The organism is Pigmentiphaga sp. NML080357 (assembly GCF_002188465.1).
Taxonomy (GTDB): Bacteria; Pseudomonadota; Gammaproteobacteria; order Burkholderiales; family Burkholderiaceae_B; genus Pigmentiphaga.
In genome coordinates, this window is record NZ_NINW01000058.1 from 1 (window position 1) to 18,261 (window position 18,261).

An 18,261-nucleotide genomic window follows, 5' to 3' on the forward strand; every position below is an offset into this window, starting at 1 on the left:
GGCGCTGCGTCATCAGCAGAGAAACGAGATTATGAAGGAGTTTTTTATCTCTGTCAAATCGTGTCGCGCGCTGCTTGCTTGCCACCGACCTGCCAGATCCGCCGCGCAACCCGCACGCCGCGAACCCCTTCTCTTGATGAACCGCCTGCCGCATCCGCTCTTGCGTAACTGCCTGCCAAGCTTCCCATCTCACCCGACCCGTCCACCGCCACGCTGCTTGCGTTGCGTTGTTCGCGTCGAGAAAGAGACTATAGCACGGTTTTTCTCTCGGGTGCAAACGGCCCCCTGGGAGCGATGCAAAGACCGGGCAGCCTTTCGGGACACCGGTCCTTGCGCGCCGTGCCTCAGGCCGGCGCGTGGTCCAGCCCGATATCGAGCACGCCCACGCTGTGCGTGAGCCATCCTATGGAGATCAGGTCCACGCCAGTCTTTGCCACGGCAGGCGCGGTCTGCGGCGTGATGCGGCCCGATGCCTCGGTCACCGCCCGGCCGTCCACGCGCCGCACGGCCTCGGTCATGGTTTCCACGCTCATGTTGTCGAGCAGGATGGCATCCACTTTCAGTTCGAGCGCCTCGTCCAATTGTTCGAGCGTGTCGACCTCCAGCTCGATCTTCACGAGGTGGCCCACTCCCGCGCGCGCCCGCCGCACGGCCTGGGCGACACTGCCGGCGATCGCCACGTGGTTGTCCTTGATCAGGACCGCGTCGTCCAGGCCGAACCGATGATTGGAGCCGCCGCCCACCCGGACCGCGTACTTCTGTATGACGCGCAAGCCAGGCATGGTCTTGCGCGTGCACACCACGCGGGCCCGGGCATCGCCAATGGCGTCCACCACCGCTGCCGTCGAGGAAGCGATACCGCTCATATGGCACAGGAAATTGAGCGCCGTGCGTTCCGCCGTGAGCATGGCGCGCGAATTTCCCTCCACCATGGCAATGACGTCTCCCGGCCGGATGCGGCTGCCGTCCGGCTTGCGAACATCCACACGGATCTCCGGATCGATCAGCCGGAACGCCGCGCGCACCAGGTCCATGCCGGCGACGACGCCCGGCTGCCGCGCCACCAGCGCTGTCCTGCCCCGGTGCCCGGCCGGCACGATGGCGTTCGTGGTCAGGTCGCCCGCGCGGCCGAGGTCTTCCAGCAAGGTGGCCCGCACCAGCGGCTCGATCATGACTTGCGGGAGCGGCGCGATGTCCCACTCCTGACCCGGGATATTTATGCTCATTTTGAGTATTTTCCGTTGAAAAAAATGGCGGCTTTAGCCGTCCTCCTTATGCTAGATATGAGCATAAGGACTGTCAATAGTCCGGGAACCGCATTTCGGGACGGAATGGATGGCTAATTGCCGCGCGCGAGAGGCAGTTTGCTGCCGCTCAGGGCCCGTTCCAGCAGCACGTCGCCGCGGAAGCGGAACAGCTTGGCCGGCCGGCCCGGCGTCTCGGTGGACAGGGCCCCCGTTTCCTCTACCAATTGCTGCTGCTCGATGAAGCGGCGGAAATTCTGTTTGTGCAACGAGCGGCCGGCCAGCGCCTCGACGGCCTGCTGCAATTGCAGCAATGTGAATGCCGGCGGCATCAGCTCGAACACCACCGGCCGGTATTTGATCTTGGCGCGCAACCGGGCGATGCCGGTGGCGAGGATACGCCGGTGGTCGTGCCGCATGGGCTGCCCCAGTTGCGGCAGGCCGGCCCTGCCGGTACGGCGAATGGCCTCGTGCACCAGCCCCGCCTCGAACAGCAACTCGTAGCGCTGCAGGACCAGCTCTTCGTTCCAGGGGCGGTCGCCCAGGCCGAAGCAGACTTCGGCGCGTTGCTGGCGTACGCGCTTCTGGGCCTTGTCGGGCGCGGACTGGGTCCAGTCGCGCAGCGCCGCCGCGATGAGCTGGTCCAGTTCGGCGGACGGTGCGCGCCGGTCTTCCCACGGGAAATAGCGATACCAGCCGTGCCACGCGGCGTCCGCTCCCGACACCGGCCCCTGGCGGGTCAAGGCGAGATAGCTGATGGAGATTACCCGCTGCTCGGTGTTCTGCTCGGTGCGGTCGCGGTCGGCAAAGGTATAGAGCTGCTCGACGTAACCGAGCGGATGGTGGGTCTGTTCTTCGACCCAGGCACGCAGGCCCGCCTGCAGCGAGCGATGCCCCGACTCGAAAGGCCCGGACGGCAGCATGCGCCCGTCGTGGGTCGTCAGGACCAGCGGTTCGGCATCGGTGGCGGCCACGAGGACCGCGACCAGATCCGCCATCAAGGGATGTTGAACAGCTGCAGTCAAGGACGCGGGAAGCAAGGGATGGAAAAAAGCACCACGCGGATGAGCAGGATCAAATGATACATAGGACAGATGACGACGACATGCTCTCATATAAGAAGGAGGCGGAGGAACTCCGCGTTGCAGCCGTCCGGGAACGATACTTGCGACCGTCGACGCTTACACCCGCTGCCTCTCTCATCGCGGAGACGAAAATGACCATCGCATCCAAACCCCCTCCTGTCCGTCCCAACCTTCCGGAACCCGTCATGCTGCCACCGGCCAGCCAGCGCAACTTGCCGCTTTCCGCCCGAAGCGCTCCGAACCGGGCCGAAAGCCGTGGCAAAAGCGAACAGCCGGCTCTGAGTGCCCGCCGGCCCGCGCGCCGGGATTGAGCAGGATCGCTCCCGCCGCGGCAGCCGGCCGTTATTTCCTGCGCAAGTCGCTCCAGTCGGCCGACATGATGGACATGATGGCAGCCAGCCAGGTCACCATCATCGCCAGCCAACCGCTGTAGCTCGGATAGCCCCGGGACAGCACATAGATGCTGCAGCCGAGGGCCACCAGCACCAGCCACGGCGCGCGGCGGCGGTTGTAGCTGCGGCGCGTGTCGTCGGGCTGCCGCCGCGGGTCCATGAAAAGTCCCATTGCATCCTCCATCAAACAGCGCCGCATTGTAGAAGATCCGCGCAAGCCCCTGCGCGGGCAATCCGCCGTCGCGTCATGGGGCGGATGCCTGCCCTAGCGCGCGAGCAGCGACATCCCCAGCTGGGCCCGCCGCTGCAGCCACAGGCTGGGCCGATAGCGCATGTCGCCCGTCACGCGAACGATATTGCGCAGGATCTCGACAATACGGGCCGCGCCCAGCGCGTCGCCCAGGGCGAGGGGCCCCTTGGGATAGCCCAGGCCGAGCGTGACGGCGCGGTCGATGTCCTCCGGCGTCGCGATGCCCTGCTGGGCGATCTCGCATGCGATGTTGACGATGGTGGCGACGATGCGCTGCGCAACGAAACCGGGCGAATCCTGGATCATCGTGACCGGCGCGCCATCGGCAGCGAACTGGGCGGCAGCCGCATCGCGCCACCGGGGCTCGGTCAGCGGCGTCGCCATCAGGGTGCGCCGGCGGCCGGCGGGCAACCCGTGCAGCGTATCCACCGCGATGGTCCGCCGGGCGTCGACCCCCTGGTCGCACGCGGCGGTAGTGGCATCCTCGCCGCAAGGGGTCACCACGATCAAGGCGTCCTCGCCGGGCTGGGCGCCGTCCTGGACGCGCGCCCCCATGCCGAGCAGCAACTCGACGACGACCGCCCTGGCCTCGGGCCGCGCCGGCGACACCCAGACTTCCGGCAGCTCGGCCACCTTGGGCGGCGGCGTTTCGGGCTCTACCTGCTTCTTGCCGTCGACATAGGCATAAAACCCCTGCCCCGTCTTGCGTCCGAGCAGGCCGCCGGCCAGGCGCACCGAGGTCAAAGGCGAGGGGCGAAAGCGCGGCTCGTCGAAGAACTGCCGGTAGATCGACTCCATGACGGGATGGGAGACGTCCAGCCCGGTCAGGTCCATCAGCTCGAACGGCCCCATCCGGAAACCGGCCTGTTCCGTCATGATGGCGTCCACCTGGGCGCAGCTCGCCACGCCTTCCTGCAGGACGCGCAGCCCTTCGGTATTCAGGCCGCGACCGGCATGATTGACGATGAAGCCGGGCATGTCCTTGGCGCGTACCGGCGTATGGCCCATGCGGCGCGCCAGGTCCGCCAGCGCATCGCCGGCAGCCGGATCGCTGCGCAGGCCGTCGATGACCTCGACCACCTTCATCAGCGGAACGGGATTGAAGAAGTGGTAGCCCGCCACGCGCGACGGCCGCCCGCACGCGGAGGCGATCGCCGTAATGGACAGCGAGGAGGTGTTCGAGGCCAGGATGCAATCGGCGGCGACGATGTCCTCCAGTTGGCGGAAGAGGTTCTGCTTGACGTCGAGCCGCTCGACGATGGCCTCGATCACCAGGTCGCACTCGCGCAGTTGCGCCAGGTCTTCGCACAGCACCAGCGCCTCGAGCGCCGCACCGGCCTGGGAAGCCTCCAGCTTGCCCTTCTGCACCAACTTGTCCCAGGTCTGCTGCAACGTGTCGCGCGCCGAGGCGAGCGCGGCCTGCGCGGTGTCGTACAGGTACACGCGCAGCCCCGCCTGGGCGGCGATCTGCGCGATGCCGCGCCCCATGGCGCCCGCCCCGACGATGCCCACGTTGTTGATTTGCTTCATCTATGTCTCCCTTCCCGGCCGTCAGGCCGTATGCGCCTTGATGGTCTCGCGCGCGATGACGAGTTGCTGGATTTGCGACGTGCCCTCGTACAGCCTGAACAAGCGCACGTCGCGGTAGAAACGTTCGACAGCATACTCGGCGATGTAGCCCGAACCGCCGTGGATCTGCACGGCACGATCGGCCACCCGCCCCACCATTTCGGTGGCGAACAGCTTGCAGCACGACGCTTCCAGCGTGGTCGGCTCGCCTCGATCGCGCTTGCGCGCCGCGTCCAGCACCATGGTGCGGGCGGCGTAGGCTTCGGTCTGGCTGTCGGCGATCATGGCCTGGATGAGCTGGAAGTCGGCGATGGGCTGTCCGAACTGCTTGCGTTCCGTAGCATAGCGGACCGACTCGGCGATGAGGCGTTCGGCCATGCCTACGCAGACGGCGGCGATGTGCAAGCGGCCCTTGTCCAGCACCCGCATCGCAGTGCGAAAGCCGTTGCCCTCCTCGCCGCCCAGCAAGGCGCTGGCCGGCACCCGGCAATCGTCGAACACGATATCGCAAGTCAGCGAACCCGCCTGGCCCATCTTGCGGTCGGGCTTGCCGAGCGTGATGCCGGGCGTGCCCGCCTCTACCAGGAAGCACGAAATCGCGCCGGCGCCGCGCCCTTCGCCGGTACGCGCCATGACCGTGTAGAGGCCGGCGATGGGGGCGTTGGTAATGAAGCGCTTGGTGCCGTTGAGGACGTAGTGCTCGCCATCGCGCCGCGCCGAGGTGCGCAGCGACAGCGCGTCGGATCCGGCATCCGGCTCGGTCAGCGCGAAGGATCCGATCAGCTCGCCGCTGGCCAGCCTGGGCAGGTAGTTCTTGCGCTGCTCGTCCGTGCCCGCCAGCACGATGGCTTGCGAGCCTATGCCGATGTTCGTTCCCGCCAGGGAACGGAACGCCGGGGAGGTACGGCCCAGCTCCATCGCGATCAGCACCTCCTCTTCCATGTTCAGGCCCAGGCCGCCGTATTCGGGGGCGATGGACAGGCCGAACAGGCCCAGCGCGCGCATCTCCTCCCGCACCTGCGGCGGGATCATGCCGGTTTCGGCAACTTCGGCCTCCAGCGGAACGAGGCGCTCGGCAACGAAGGTGCGCGTGGCATCGATGAGCATTTGCAAAGTATCGGCGTCTAACGACATGGTTGTCCCCGTGAAGTGTCCGGCTTGATGCACAGGCCGGCGGATAGAAGTTCGAAGTAGTCGAGAGCGATCTGTTCGGCCGTGCTGCCGTGGCCGGGCTTGAACCAGCGCGCCATCCAGTTGAGCAGCGACAGCACGGCGCGGCCCGAGGTCGCCACCTGACCCGCACGGAACACGCCTTCCTTCGCCCCCTGCTCCAGGATCTGGCGCAAGAGCCGTTCGTAGGCGTCGCGCAAGCGCGCGGCATCGTCCCGGTAGCTCGGGCTCATGCCGCTGAATCCCACCAGCATGGCGACGAAGCTCCAATAATTGCGCTCGAGATACGCGGCGTGAACAGTCATGAATACCCGCAGTTTGTCCACGGCGGAGGTTTCCGCCTGTACCGCGGGAAAGACTTCTGCGATCAAGCCCTCCAGCGTACGCAGGATGATGGCGTCGTAGATGTCCTGCTTGGTTGCGAAATAGTGGTAGATGGCCGGTTTGGTCATCCCGATGGCGGCAGCGAGCTCATGAATGGAGCTGTTCTCATACCCGCTTTGCGCGAAGAGCTTGGAAGCCTCGAGCAAGATGCGCTCGCGCGCGTCGGCCACCACCGGCGGGCGTCCGGGGCGGCGCTTTTTGGGAGAGGATGCCGTCGTCATCATGGCTGGGCCCGCGCTATTTATTTACCGATCGTTCGGTAAATAATAACCGCAGCATGCGCCCATGCCAAGCCCGCGCTCCCGGTTCCGCCCCGCTCGCATGGCGGGACGGCAGGCGGCTCAATCCGAAGCCTTGGGCGCTGGCAGGAAATCCTCCAGCGTCATCCCCTTCTCTTTCAACAGTGCCTCGAGCACCGGCACGAGACGCCCGAGGCTTTCCTGGACCGTTTCGCGTACCGTGTCCACCACGACCTGCGTGCTGCGCTCGATTTCGACGTTCAGCCGGTCCCCGACCGTCTTCTCTTCAAAGGTGGTGACGCGACGCGTTTCGGGAATCAGCCAGACCTCGAACCAGCCCTCGGCCCGATTGACCTCGGAAACCGTCAGGCTGGCGCCATTGATGGCGATGTACCCCTTGGCAAAAACGTACTTGCGGAAAGGCTCGGGAATCGCGATGCGCAGGACACGGTTGGTGTCGGAGGAGCGGCTCTCCAGGATGGAAGTGGAAAAATCGATGTGACCGGACAGCGGGTGCCCTCCGATCTCGGCGCCATCCTTGGCCGCCCGCTCCACGTTGACCCGCGCGCCCACGCCATATTCCGACAAGGTGGTGACGTTCAGGCTCTGGAGGATGACGTCGAACGAAGCGACGGTGGGGCTGGCAATGCCGGTTACCGTCAGGCACACACCATCCACCGACACGCTGGCGCCAATGGCCAGGTCCTCGCAGAACCCCGGGGGAAATTCGAGCGTGAACGTGCGCAAGCCCTCACGGTCTTCAATGGCGATGATCTTGGCGGTGCCCTGGACGATTCCGGTAAACACGATATCCCTCTAGCGCTCGAGGACGGCGACCCCATCCTCGCGATTAATCACAGACGAGACTTTAACGCGCCGCCGCGCCGTCCACGAGTGGCCGCCCCGCGGGAGACGCCGTTCCCGATGCGGGGGCACCAAATGTGAACAACTATCCGTCAGGCATTTGCCGACATGGCCGGCGTACCTATGATGACGCCATGGTCCCAGAAGAGCCCCTCGCACCAGGGCTCAGGAGTGCGAAGATGAAATTACCCGCTCCGTTCACCGTCGATCAACTCATAGTATTCGGTCATGCGGCGGCCGCGTTGCTGTTCGCCGGCTTTGCGCTTTGCATCTGGAATCACGCGCGCTCGCGCCGCTACCTCCTACTGTACGCCCTGGCGTTCGGCCTGTATGCCGGCGCGGCATTGCTGGCAGCACCCCAGGCGCCTGTTTTTCCGCTGCGCCTCGCCGCGGCCACCCTCTACGTGGCAAGCGTGCTCGCGCTCACCCGGGGCATGTTGGCGCGCGGCGAGGCGCAAACCGACGCCGCGCCGCTGACCGCGCTCGGCATCGGCTTGTTTGCGCTCCTGGCCTATTTCGACCTCGTCGAACGAGACGCCGCGGCCCTTGCCTACACGCTGGGCATGGGCACCGGTTCGCTGTTGCTCCTGGCCTGGATGCGGTTGAGCGCGACGCGCCCTGCCGGCCTGGAAGACCGTATCGCCCATTGGGGCCTTTTGGTCCTTATCGCGGGACACCTGCTCGGGACCGCCCTGACCGCGCGGACGGCGGGAGGCGTATTCCCCGGCGCCGGCCTCGCCCAATCCCCCGACACGATGTTGGCATCACTGGGCATGCTGGTCTTGCTCGGCGGCACGCAGCTGGCCGCGGCATGGGCTGACGTGGTGACCTCGCTCAAGCGTGAACGGATCACCGACCCCCAGACGCTGTTGCTGAACCGCCGCAACTTCGAGGAGTCCGGCTATAGCGACGTACAGCGCGATGCGGCCCGGCCCTCGGCGCTCATCCTGCTCGACCTGGATCATTTCAAGCAGATCAACGACTCATACGGGCACATGGCCGGCGACGCCGCGCTGGCCGAGGTGGGACGCATCATTCGCCAGTGCGTCCGTCACGGCGACCTGGCCTGGCGCCTCGGGGGAGACGAGTTCGCGGTCTTGATGTCGGGCGCCTCCAGCACCAGCGCCGCCCAGGCTGCCGACCGGATGCGCATGCTTCTTGCGCAGACGCGGGTGATGACTCCCCGCGGCACGTTCACCCTGACGGCGAGCTTCGGCATCGCCCAGTCCCGCATGAAGGAACCGCTCTACGACCTGTTCGCCCGCGCCGACAGGAAGCTTTACGAAGCCAAACGGCAGGGAAAGAACCGGATCGCGGCGGAAAGCACACCGGAAAAAACCTGCAGCGCGCTCGCGGAGGACGAGCGATCCCCCGAAGCCCTCACCTTGTAACGCCCAGGCAAATATCGATTGTTCACCAAAACAAGAAAGTCATTTCAAGTTTTGGAGTATTTAAAGGGATTCTTGCGCACCTATCTTCAAAGCACGGCGGTTGACCCCCAATCGCCCCGTTTCAAACACTTTGGAGAGAATGCCATGAAGACCATTGCCTACACCGCGTTGATTTCGTCTTTCCTGCTGGGTGCCGTCGCGCATGCGGACCAGAACGAGATCGGGAACGACTTTCCGCCCCCGCCCATCTCCACGACGTACGAACTGACGCGCGATCAAGTCCGTGCCGAACTGGAGCAAGCCCGGGCCAATGGCGGAATCGTCTACGCCGACGACGGCTACCCCGAGCGGGTCATCCAGTCCTCGGGGGCGCCCGTCAGCCGCGCGCAAGTACTACGCGAACTCGAGGAATACCGCACCGCCCATCGCGTCGACGGCCCGCTCGAGTATCCCCACAACCTGTAAGACTATCGTGCGAGTTTCGTCGCCGCGGCCGATACGTCCCGCAACCGGGCCGGAAAGTGGCGGCGGCGCTCGCGCGCTTTGCCGCTAGCCGGCCCAACGCTCCGCAGGCGCCCCGAGCAATCTCGACAATTCGCGTCCCTTCTCCCGCAGCGCGCGGATCTGGGCGCTGCCTGGACTCGTGTCCAGCATCGACATCGGGGCCGTAATGGTCAACCCGTACGCCACCTCGCCGTGCGTGTTCCATATCGGCACGCTCACCGCAACATAGGTAGGCAAAGTACGCAGCTCGACCACCGAATATCCTCTATCGATCACCGCCCGGCGTATGCGCCCCAGCCTGGCCTGGGCCTCGGCCTGCGTCACGGCTAGGCCGTCGGTTTCCAGCTCCCGGACCAGGACCGGCAATACCGCCGATGCAGGCAGGTACGCCGCGAAGACATGGCCGGCAGCCGTGTGCAACATTTCTACCGGCCCGTTGCGCAGGTCGAAAATGCGCCCCCTCACCGCCGCTTGATTGATCAGGATGACGGGCCCGTTACTCCAAATGACCACGGCCACGCCCAGCCCGGTTTCTTCGGCCAACTCCACGGCCGCCACGCGGACTAGCTCGAAATGGTCGACATCTCGCGCTGCCGTCATGCCAAGCGCCGCCAGGCTGGGTCCCAGCCTGTACAAGCCTCGGCCATCGCTCTTGACCATCCCGGTTCGCACGAAGCTGACGAGATAGTTATGGGCTGCGCTAGGCGCCACACCGGCCCGGGCGGCGATGTCCTTCAGCGCCACCGCCCCGGGGCCCATCTGGATCGCCACCAGGATCCGGTAACCGATCTCGATGGACTGGATGCCGCGCGGGCCCGAGGCGGGCGGAGTGAGAATGCCTGCCTGATTGGATGCCATGAATTCAAGAACCGATAAGAGGCCGACACAGAAAACGCCCAGCGTATTGCATAGCCGGTTTGACAAGCCTTTGCGGGCCCACCTATCATCAATTAAACATTATCAAATGATTCAATTATATTGAATTCTGGAGACAAGGCATGCCGCCCAGCGCGAACACGTTCAAGGCCGCCATGCGCCGCATCCCGTCCGCCGTCGCCATCGCCAGCACCTCATATGACAGAGAACGCCGGGGGTTGACCGCCACGGCAGTGTGCAGCGTGAGCGCAGAGCCGCCGCAGTTACTCGCCTGCGTCAACAAGCAAGTCCGCGCCCATGGCCACATCTAGCTGGCGGGCGGTTTCGGCGTAAATGACTTGCGTCACGACCAGGCAAGCGTGGCCTAGGCCTTCGCTGCGCCCGCCGCCGCCCCTGAAGAGAGCGGCGCATTCAGTGCCGCCTGACCGCATCACGAACATTCGTCACGACCGCTGCCCCCGCGCGCGGCCATCACCCAGGGAAATGCATGAAATTCGCAGTGTTCGATCACATGGACCGCAGCACGGTCACGCTGGCCCAGCAATATGAAGATAGGCTCGCTCTGGTCGAGGCCTACGACCGCGCCGGGTTTTACGCCTATCACGTGGCGGAACACCATTCCACGCCTCTGGGCATCGCTCCGTCGCCGAGCGTGTACCTGTCGGCAGTCGCGCAGCGTACGCGCCGATTGCGCTTTGGGCCACTGGTCTATACCCTGGGCATGCATCACCCGCTGCGGGTCATGGAAGAAATCTGCATGCTCGACCAGATGAGCGGCGGCCGCCTGGAGGTAGGTTTCGGACGGGGAATATCGCCCTATGAACTTGGCTACTACGGCGTCGACCCGGCCCACGCACAGGGTATTTATCACGAGTCATTCCAGATCATCATGCAAGGGCTCACCCAGGCCACGGTGAACTTCCAGGGCAAGTATTTCGACCTACGGGACGTGCCGGTGGAAATGCAGTGCGTGCAGCGCCCCACCCCGCCCATCTGGTACGGCGCCGGCACGCCGGGCGCCACCCAATGGACGGCGGAAAATGCCGTCAACATCGTGTGCAATGGGATGCCGGCGCAGGTTCGTGCGATCACCGATCAATATCGGGTGCACTGGGAGGCACTGGGCCACCCACCCGAAACCATCCCTTACCTGGGCGTGAGCCGTCACATCGTCGTGGCCGACACCGATGGCGAAGCACTCGAAACTGCGCGGCGCGCCTATCAGCGTTGGTATGCACACCTCATGCACTTGTGGGTCAAACACGGTACCCGGCCCCAAACGCTCTCTTTCCCCGACAATTTCGACGATGCCCAACGTGCGGGCTTGGGCATTGCCGGGTCCCCCGAGACCGTGCGGCGATGGATAGCCGCCGCCGCGGAGGAAACGGGTGTCAATTACTTCGTCTGCCGCATGGCCTTCGGGGACCTGACCCGGGAAGAATCTCTACGATCCACCCAGCTCTTTGCCGAACACATTTTGCCTGCGCTGACCGAACCCGAACCCACCTCCACGCAAGCCTGACACCATGCCCACCCTCAGCTCACAAGACCGCGCCCTGCTCGAAGCGCCCCTGCCACCGCTGCAGCAAATCCGCCTGCCTACCGGCGAGCTCATCGAATACCGGGAAGCGGGCCGGGGCGACGACGCCATCGTCCTGCTGCACGGCATAGGCTCGAGTTCGGCTGGCTACCGTGCGCCGCTAGCCGGGCTCTCGGCCCGCTGGAAAGTCGTCGCCTGGAATGCGCCGGGCTTCGGCGGCAGCACGCCGCCTGCGGCCGCCTCGCCCAGGGTGGACGACTACGTGCAATCCCTTCATGCCTTGCTGGACGCGCTCCGCCTTGCGCCAGTGCACCTAGTAGGAAGCTCATGGGGCTCGCTGATCGCCAATGCGTATGCGGCGAGCCATCCGCAGCGGGTACGGTCCGTCGTACTGTCTGCGCCGACTCGCGGCTACAGCCATCTTGAGCCCGCCGAAAAAGCCGCGCGCATTGCCGCCCGGCTCGATCCGGCCGCACGCGCCGTTGCGCCCCAGACGCGTGCGGCGCGATTCCTCGGCCCAGATCCCGACGCGCTGGTGATCGAGCGTTTCTCCCAATTAGGAGAAGCCGTTCATCCTGACGGCCTGGCCCAAGCCACCCGCATGCTATTCGACTGCGACGGCATCGCCCTGGCGGCGTCGGTCAGCGCTCCCGCCTTAATCCTGGCCGGCACGCACGACACCGTCGCTCCGGTCTCCGAACATGCCGGGCCGCTCTGCGACGCCATGCAAGAAGCCGAACTGAAAACGCTGGACGGCTGCGGCCATATCCTCAAGCTCGAAGCACCGGCGCGCTTTAACCAACACCTTGCCGACTTCTTCCAACAAACTTAGAACGACACGGAGACTACCGATGAAACCGCGCCTGCTTCACTTGGCCTGGGCCTTCGCCATGGCCGTCAGCCCTGCCGCTATCGCCCAGTCCTGGCCCGAAAAGCCCGTGCGCATTATCCTGCCCGGCCCGCCCGGAAGCAGTCCCGACCGCATCACCCGGTTGCTGGCCGAGCAACTGAACAAGAAATGGAAACAACCCGTCGTCGTCGAAAACCGGCCGGGCGGGACGACCCGGATCGGCGCCGAAATCGTGGCGCGCGCGGCACCGGACGGCTACACGCTGCTCTCGACTTTCGTGTCGCACGGGATGGTGAAACTGCTTTACCCCGAAACGCCGTACGACCCCATCACCGACTTTGCACCGGTCGTGCAGCTCGTCGATACAGAAACGACGTTGGTAGTGCGCTCGGACTCCCCGTACAAAACGCTCCAAGAAATGATCGAGGGGGTGAAAAAACGAGGGCGGCCACTGGGGATCGGCAACTTCGGCACGGGCTCCAGCTTCCATTTCTATAGCCTCATCCTCGGCCAAGGCGCAGGCATCGACGTCTTGCCGGTTCCCTACAAGGGAGAAGCGCTGTCGCTCTCGGACATGATCGGCGGGCACGTGGAGGCGAGCTTCAACTCGGTGGGAACAGCCATTCCGCACATCCGAGAGGGCCGTGTCCGGGCGCTCGCCGTGCTGGCACCCAAGCGCTCGCGCGTATTGCCGGACGTGCCGACCTTCCTGGAGCTGGGCTTTCCGCGCCTGCGCGCGGGAGGCTGGTTCGGCGTCCTCGCCCCCGCGGGTACACCCAAGCCGGTCATCGACAAAATCCGGACGGACATCCAGTCCATCCTGCGCGAACCCGATGTCACCAAATGGCTGCGCGACCAGGGGTTGGAACCCACGTTCGAAAGCTCCGAAGCGTTCGGCGAATCGATGAAGCGCGAGGCCGTCGAATGGGAAAAACTGATCAAGGAATTTAAAATCTCGGTCAATTGACGACACGCTTGCCGACCGGCGGCGGGCCGCCTCACCCTCCCGCTGCCGGGGCGCTGCGAACCATCGGGGTAGCGCGCCGCGGCAAGCGCATCGACATCGCCGCCGCCGCAACGAGCAACGCACCTGCGGCACCGAACGAAATCCAGTGCGTCCCGAAGGTTTCGTAGCCCCAGCCACCCAGCCACGAACTGATCATGCCGCCGACTTGATGGCCCAGGTAGGTCAGCCCGTACAACACCCCGACTAGGCGCACGCCATATATGTCGGCGAGGATGGCCGACGACAGCGCAATGCTGCCCGCCCAGACGATCCCGCCGATGGTCGACGCTGCGTACAGTTCCCAATGCGCGCCGACCATCACCAATGCAAAAAATCCCAAGCCCCGCACGAGATAAATCGTGGCGAGCAGATCCCGCCGCGGCAGCACGTCGGCCAAGCGCCCCAACACCAGAGTACTGAACATGGCCACTGCGCCGATGAGCCCTATGCCCAGTGAGCTCGTCATCGCGTCGAAACCATGATCCATCAGCATGGGCACGCCGTGCGAACCAAGCAGATTCATGCTGAAGCCACAAGCGAACAATCCGATCGCCACCTGCCAGAACGGCGCCGTACGCACCGCGTCGGCGACCCGCAGGGCGGGCGCCGCCTGGGTGGCGTGCGATGCCGCCGCCGTGCGCGCCGCGACGTCTTCGGGGCGCAGGTCGGCATGGGCGGGTGCATTGTCGCGGAATACGAACAACGCAGCAGGCAAGGTAAACAACGCAAACGCCCCCGCGTACGCCACTAGGGCCGCGCGCCAGCCCAACCATGCGATCAGCGAAGTGAAAACCGGCGTCATCAGGGCGATGCCAGCCATCGACCCGGTGGAAAGGAAAAATAGCGCCATGCCGCGCTGGCGCGTGAACCAGCGGGTCAGTATGGGCGTGAGCGCGACCGGGCTGGTCAACCCCAACCCCAACGACTGCCCCACCCCGAAAGCCAGGAAAAACGCCAGAGGATCGCGCACCCAAACGGTCGCGAGGGTGGACAACACCACGACTGCCATCCCGAGCAGCAATACGAAACGCGTCCCGCGCGTGCCGACCAAATAGCCGGCGAGCGGCATGGCCAAGCCATAACAGAGCATGCCCACCGCCACGATCCCCGCCAACATGCTCCGGCTGAATCCGAGGTCGTCGATGATGGGTAGGAAAAAGGGCCCGATGCTCATGCGCATGCCGACCGTCAACAAAGTCATCACCGTCGCTGCAGCCACGATGGTCCAACCGAAATACCAATTGCCTATGCGACGCACGGCCAGATCCCCTCTCGTTCCGAAGTTCTTGTAGTTCCGGACGCGCATGGGTGGGCGCCCTTCGGCAAAGAATACCCGATCCTGCCGGCGCTCCCCGTCTCGGCAACCTCTGGCGCCCCGCCCGAAAAGGCCGTGCTGCCGAGGCCGATGATGGGCGCAGACGGAGCGAAGCCAGGGCGTGTCGCGAACACATTTGCTTTTTCAATAAACAGTATTTTCCCCATTGCATTGCGCTATTCGAACCGACTCCCTATCGTGCGGGGCACCCCTAGCAATCCACATCAGGAGACCCCGACAAGCCTTGACCCGAACGTTTTTTCGTATTCGTGCAACGCGTCCACATATGACTAGAGTAGACGGAGACCCCACATGCATCGCCCTTCCCCCAGCTTGACCCATCGCCGCCTTTGGGCGGCCGCCGCCGTTTTACTGGCCGCGCCCGTAGCGGCTCAGCAGGCCTACCCCAACCGCCCCGTCACCATGATCAGCTCATTCTCGGTCGGCAGCGGACCGGATACCGTGCTGCGCCTGGTTGCCGAAAAGCTGGGCGGCATGTGGGGCCAACGCGTCGTCGTCGAGAACAGGCCCGGCGGGGCAGGTTTCATCGCCATCGATGGTTTTCGCCGTGCTGCACCTGACGGCCATACGTTGCTGCAGCTCGACAGCGAACAGCTGGCCGCCCTGCCCTTGCTCTACAAACAGCGCAATTACGACCCCGACGCGATATTCGAATACACCGCCGGCCTTTTCAGAACCTTCTTCATGGTCTCGACCGCATCCGGCAGCCCGTGGCGCAGCGTCGCAGACCTGATCGCCGCGGCGCGCCGGGAACCGGGCTCGGTGACCTATGGATCGTGGGGCATAGGCAGCCCGGGCCACCTGGGCGGCGTGGCCCTGGAATCGGCCACCCAGGTCAAGATGTTGCACGTGCCTTATAAAGAAACACCCCAACTCTTCGCATCGGTCGGCAACGGGGACGTAGCCTGGAGCTTCGCAACCCTGGCATCGAGCCAGGGTGCCTACCAGGCAGGCAAGATACGATATCTCGCGGTGGCTGCGCCCAAGCGCATCTCACAGTTTCCTGACGTTCCCACAGTCTCCGAAAGCGGCGGCCCGGCAGGACTCGAAGTGAGCTCGTTCGCCGCCATACTCGCGCCCAAAGGCACGCCGCAAAGCATCGTTGACAAGATCAATGCCGACATCAACAAGGTGCTGGGCGACCCAGCGATCCAGGCGCGCTTTGCGACCTTCGCGTTCGAGCCTACCCCGTGGACACCCGCCGAAATCAAGAGCGAGGTCAAGAACAAGTTCGACGTGTACCGCCAGTCGATCGAGAAGGCGAACATCCGTCTCGACTGACGCATAGGAAAACGGGCCGCATCGCGGCCCGTTTCAACTCCCCTGACGTCAGCTCAGCTGTTCCCGCCAGATGTCCAGGCTTTGCTGCGCGGGACGATCCGAAAAGCTGAACAATACGACTTCGCTCTCGGCCCGCAACGAATACGGCATCCAGGAGGGACACACGAAAATGTCCTTGGGCCCGAATCTCAAGGTCTTTCCCGCAATCTCGCACACCCCGCGCCCCTCGCGCACGGCGTAGACCGTCGCATCGGTCGACCGGTACGGCCGGCCCTCGAAACCCGCCGGCAAGTACTGCAGGAACGTGCCCATGGTGGGCATGGGCCATCCTCCGGTAGCGGGATTGACGTACTGCATCTTGTGTCCCCAGCAAGGATGTGGTGCGCGCGTGCGGGAGAGTTTTTCCACGGCTTCCCGGCTTCGATCATAGGGAAACCACCACAAGGGCGACGTTTTCGTGGCCGGCCGGTACTCCACCGGCTTCATGGACACGCCGAACTCGGCCAGATTCACCGTCCCATCGGCGCTGGGGTCGGACCGCGGCGCCTCGTCGCCATCTTCGCGAAACTGCGCATCGAACAGCTCGACGATGGGAACGTCCAGGCCGTCGAGCCAGACGACGGGCGAATCCGACGGATTGCCATGCTCGTGGAAAGACCAGGAAGGCGTAATGATGAAATCGCCTTCCGACATCGAGATCCGCCGCCCGTCCACGGCGGTATAGGCGCCATGCCCGTGCATGATGAACCGCATTGCCGACTGGGAGTGACGGTGCGGCGGAGCGACTTCGCCGGGAAGGATCAGTTGCAACCCGGCGTACAGGCTGTGCGTGATCCGGGATTGCCCCCGCAGCCCCGGATTTTCCAGCACCAAGACGCGCCGCTCGGCTTCTTCGGCGCTAATCAGTTCGCCCGAGCGCTGGAGGAAAGGCCACATGGCGTCCCAGCTCCAGAGATGCGGCACGCACGGCGTGGCCGGCGTCTTCGGCACCAACGCGTGCAAGACCTCCCAGAGCGGCGTGCAACTGCTGCCATCGATCAATTCGTAGAAAGCCTGGCGCTGGCTCTTGGAAGCTTCATTCATTGCGGGATTTCCTTCCGGTCGTACATCCACGCCATGCTGTCGGCGGTCTGTTCAATCGTTCGCGACTTCAGGAATGCGTTGCGCAGGTCCCGCGTTGCCCCGGCCGCGTGATAAGCATGGCCATACAGGCGGGCCGTCAACTGCACGCGGGTCGTGCGCAAATAACGCGCCTGCTGGTATTCGAGGAAAGCCCGCGGCAAGTCGTCCGGCTGCGCTGCCACCCGCTTGGCGAGGCACACGGCGTCTTCCATCGCCATACATGCGCCCTGGGCCAAGTACTGCAGCATGGGATGCGCAGCATCGCCCAACAAAGTGGTGCGTCCTTGACTCCAATGGTTGACCGGCTCCCGGTCGCACAACACCCACATGCGCCACGACTCGATCTTGGCGAGCATGTTCAGGACGTGGGGATGCGCCCCCTGGAACCTCAAGTGCAGCTCTTCGGGATCGCCATAGGTATCCCACCCGTCTTCATAACGATCGCTATGGAAGACCGCCACCAAGTTGAACAGCTTGCCGCCGCGCAGCGGGTAATGCACCAAGTGGTACTTGGGCCCCATCCACAAGACCATGGCGTTCAGCCGGTTCTCGAGAGGCACGTCCTCAGTGCGGAGCACGGCGCGGTAGGCGATGTGGCCGGACACCCGGGGCTTGCCGTCTCCCACGATGGATTCTCGGACGGTCGACCAGAGCCCGTCGGCGCCGATCAAGCCGTCGCCCTCGTACGCCTCGCCGCTGGCCGTCGTCACGCGCACCGACCCACGGTTGTCCCCGAAGCCGACGATTTGCGTCGCGGCATGCAGGTGGACCCGGCCCGTCTCCCGGCAGGCGTCCAACAGGACGCGGTGCAGGTCCGCACGGTGAATCAGTCCGTACGGCTTGCCGAACCGCCGCGGGAAAAGCTCGCTCACTGGCAGGTGCACCACCCGCTCACCGGAAACGGCATCCATTGCGATGATGTCGTCGGGGAAGGCCGCAAGCTCATTGACTGCTTCGGTCACACCCAGCTCATCGAAGGTGTAAAACGCGTTCGGCCCCAGCTGTATGCCTGCGCCGATTTCCTTGAACTCGGCAGCCTGCTCGAATACGTGCACCTCGCGGCCCCGCTGAGAGAGCGCCAACGCCGACGCCAAACCGCCAATACCGCCGCCCACCACCAACAACGGCTGTCTGCTATTGCTCATGTCTCCTCCCTCC

At 64.7% G+C, this 18,261-nt stretch carries 18 protein-coding genes; 7 read left to right on the top strand and 11 right to left on the bottom strand.

Annotated features, from left to right (window positions below):
• Positions 1 to 344 precede the first annotated feature (344 nt).
• The 7 genes from nadC to CDO44_RS26240 form a co-directional block, all read right to left on the bottom strand.
• Positions 345 to 1,226, bottom strand: a complete 882-nt coding sequence (nadC, locus tag CDO44_RS26210) for a carboxylating nicotinate-nucleotide diphosphorylase (RefSeq protein ID WP_087783223.1) — start codon at positions 1,224 to 1,226, stop codon at positions 345 to 347.
• Between the two features lie 113 nt (positions 1,227 to 1,339).
• On the bottom strand, positions 1,340 to 2,242 hold the full coding sequence (locus CDO44_RS26215) for a hypothetical protein (RefSeq protein ID WP_233146374.1): 903 nt from the start codon (positions 2,240 to 2,242) through the stop codon (positions 1,340 to 1,342).
• Positions 2,243 to 2,671: 429 nt separating this feature from the next.
• Complete coding sequence (locus CDO44_RS26220; RefSeq protein WP_087783224.1) at positions 2,672 to 2,893, bottom strand: hypothetical protein; 222 nt, start codon at positions 2,891 to 2,893, stop codon at positions 2,672 to 2,674.
• 93 nt (positions 2,894 to 2,986) lie between these two features.
• On the bottom strand, positions 2,987 to 4,501 hold the full coding sequence (locus tag CDO44_RS26225; protein WP_087783225.1) for a 3-hydroxyacyl-CoA dehydrogenase: 1,515 nt from the start codon (positions 4,499 to 4,501) through the stop codon (positions 2,987 to 2,989).
• Between the two features lie 21 nt (positions 4,502 to 4,522).
• Positions 4,523 to 5,674 carry an acyl-CoA dehydrogenase family protein gene (locus tag CDO44_RS26230; protein WP_087783226.1) on the bottom strand — a complete coding sequence of 384 codons (1,152 nt, stop codon included), beginning with the start codon at positions 5,672 to 5,674 and terminating at the stop codon, positions 4,523 to 4,525.
• Entirely contained in the window at positions 5,665 to 6,315 is a 651-nt protein-coding gene (locus CDO44_RS26235; protein ID WP_087783352.1) for a TetR/AcrR family transcriptional regulator, read from the bottom strand. Before CDO44_RS26235 ends, CDO44_RS26230 begins: the two co-directional genes overlap by 10 nt.
• 120 nt (positions 6,316 to 6,435) lie before the next feature.
• Positions 6,436 to 7,140, bottom strand: coding sequence for a riboflavin synthase subunit alpha (locus CDO44_RS26240; protein ID WP_087783227.1), 705 nt, complete (start codon positions 7,138 to 7,140; stop codon positions 6,436 to 6,438).
• 191 nt (positions 7,141 to 7,331) lie between these two features.
• On the opposite strand from CDO44_RS26240, the gene CDO44_RS26245 reads away from it, so the two are divergent.
• Both CDO44_RS26245 and CDO44_RS26250 read left to right on the top strand, forming a co-directional pair.
• Positions 7,332 to 8,588: a GGDEF domain-containing protein gene (locus tag CDO44_RS26245; protein WP_087783228.1), complete on the top strand. Its 1,257-nt coding sequence runs from the start codon at positions 7,332 to 7,334 to the stop codon at positions 8,586 to 8,588.
• 144 nt (positions 8,589 to 8,732) lie between these two features.
• Complete coding sequence (locus CDO44_RS26250) at positions 8,733 to 9,053, top strand: DUF4148 domain-containing protein (RefSeq protein WP_087783229.1); 321 nt, start codon at positions 8,733 to 8,735, stop codon at positions 9,051 to 9,053.
• A gap of 84 nt (positions 9,054 to 9,137) precedes the next feature.
• Here the strand turns inward: CDO44_RS26250 and CDO44_RS26255 are convergent, their stop codons facing one another.
• Positions 9,138 to 9,950 carry an IclR family transcriptional regulator gene (locus CDO44_RS26255; protein WP_087783230.1) on the bottom strand — a complete coding sequence of 271 codons (813 nt, stop codon included), beginning with the start codon at positions 9,948 to 9,950 and terminating at the stop codon, positions 9,138 to 9,140.
• Positions 9,951 to 10,123: 173 nt separating this feature from the next.
• Here CDO44_RS26255 and CDO44_RS28440 point away from each other — a divergent pair, with 173 nt between their 5' ends.
• From CDO44_RS28440 to CDO44_RS26275, 4 genes are all read left to right on the top strand, one after another.
• Positions 10,124 to 10,279: a flavin reductase family protein gene (locus CDO44_RS28440; protein WP_299452255.1), complete on the top strand. Its 156-nt coding sequence runs from the start codon at positions 10,124 to 10,126 to the stop codon at positions 10,277 to 10,279.
• Positions 10,280 to 10,455: 176 nt separating this feature from the next.
• Positions 10,456 to 11,490 carry an LLM class flavin-dependent oxidoreductase gene (locus CDO44_RS26265; protein ID WP_087783232.1) on the top strand — a complete coding sequence of 345 codons (1,035 nt, stop codon included), beginning with the start codon at positions 10,456 to 10,458 and terminating at the stop codon, positions 11,488 to 11,490.
• Positions 11,491 to 11,494: 4 nt separating this feature from the next.
• Positions 11,495 to 12,340 carry an alpha/beta fold hydrolase gene (locus CDO44_RS26270; RefSeq protein ID WP_087783233.1) on the top strand — a complete coding sequence of 282 codons (846 nt, stop codon included), beginning with the start codon at positions 11,495 to 11,497 and terminating at the stop codon, positions 12,338 to 12,340.
• Between the two features lie 106 nt (positions 12,341 to 12,446).
• Positions 12,447 to 13,325, top strand: coding sequence for a tripartite tricarboxylate transporter substrate binding protein (locus tag CDO44_RS26275; RefSeq protein WP_233146375.1), 879 nt, complete (start codon positions 12,447 to 12,449; stop codon positions 13,323 to 13,325).
• Positions 13,326 to 13,356: 31 nt separating this feature from the next.
• On the opposite strand, the gene CDO44_RS26280 is transcribed toward CDO44_RS26275, so the two are convergent.
• The gene (locus CDO44_RS26280) at positions 13,357 to 14,670 is read right to left on the bottom strand and encodes an MFS transporter (protein ID WP_087783235.1); all 1,314 of its coding nucleotides are present in this window, start codon (positions 14,668 to 14,670) and stop codon (positions 13,357 to 13,359) included.
• A 321-nt stretch (positions 14,671 to 14,991) separates the two neighbouring features.
• Here CDO44_RS26280 and CDO44_RS26285 point away from each other — a divergent pair, with 321 nt between their 5' ends.
• Positions 14,992 to 15,981, top strand: a complete 990-nt coding sequence (locus tag CDO44_RS26285) for a tripartite tricarboxylate transporter substrate binding protein (RefSeq protein WP_087783236.1) — start codon at positions 14,992 to 14,994, stop codon at positions 15,979 to 15,981.
• A gap of 48 nt (positions 15,982 to 16,029) precedes the next feature.
• Here CDO44_RS26285 and gtdA read toward each other — a convergent pair whose 3' ends face one another.
• Positions 16,030 to 17,064 carry a gentisate 1,2-dioxygenase gene (gene gtdA, locus CDO44_RS26290; RefSeq protein ID WP_087783237.1) on the bottom strand — a complete coding sequence of 345 codons (1,035 nt, stop codon included), beginning with the start codon at positions 17,062 to 17,064 and terminating at the stop codon, positions 16,030 to 16,032.
• On the bottom strand, positions 17,061 to 18,248 hold the full coding sequence (locus tag CDO44_RS26295) for a 3-hydroxybenzoate 6-monooxygenase (protein WP_087783238.1): 1,188 nt from the start codon (positions 18,246 to 18,248) through the stop codon (positions 17,061 to 17,063). Before CDO44_RS26295 ends, gtdA begins: the two co-directional genes overlap by 4 nt.
• Positions 18,249 to 18,261: the final 13 nt, after the last annotated feature.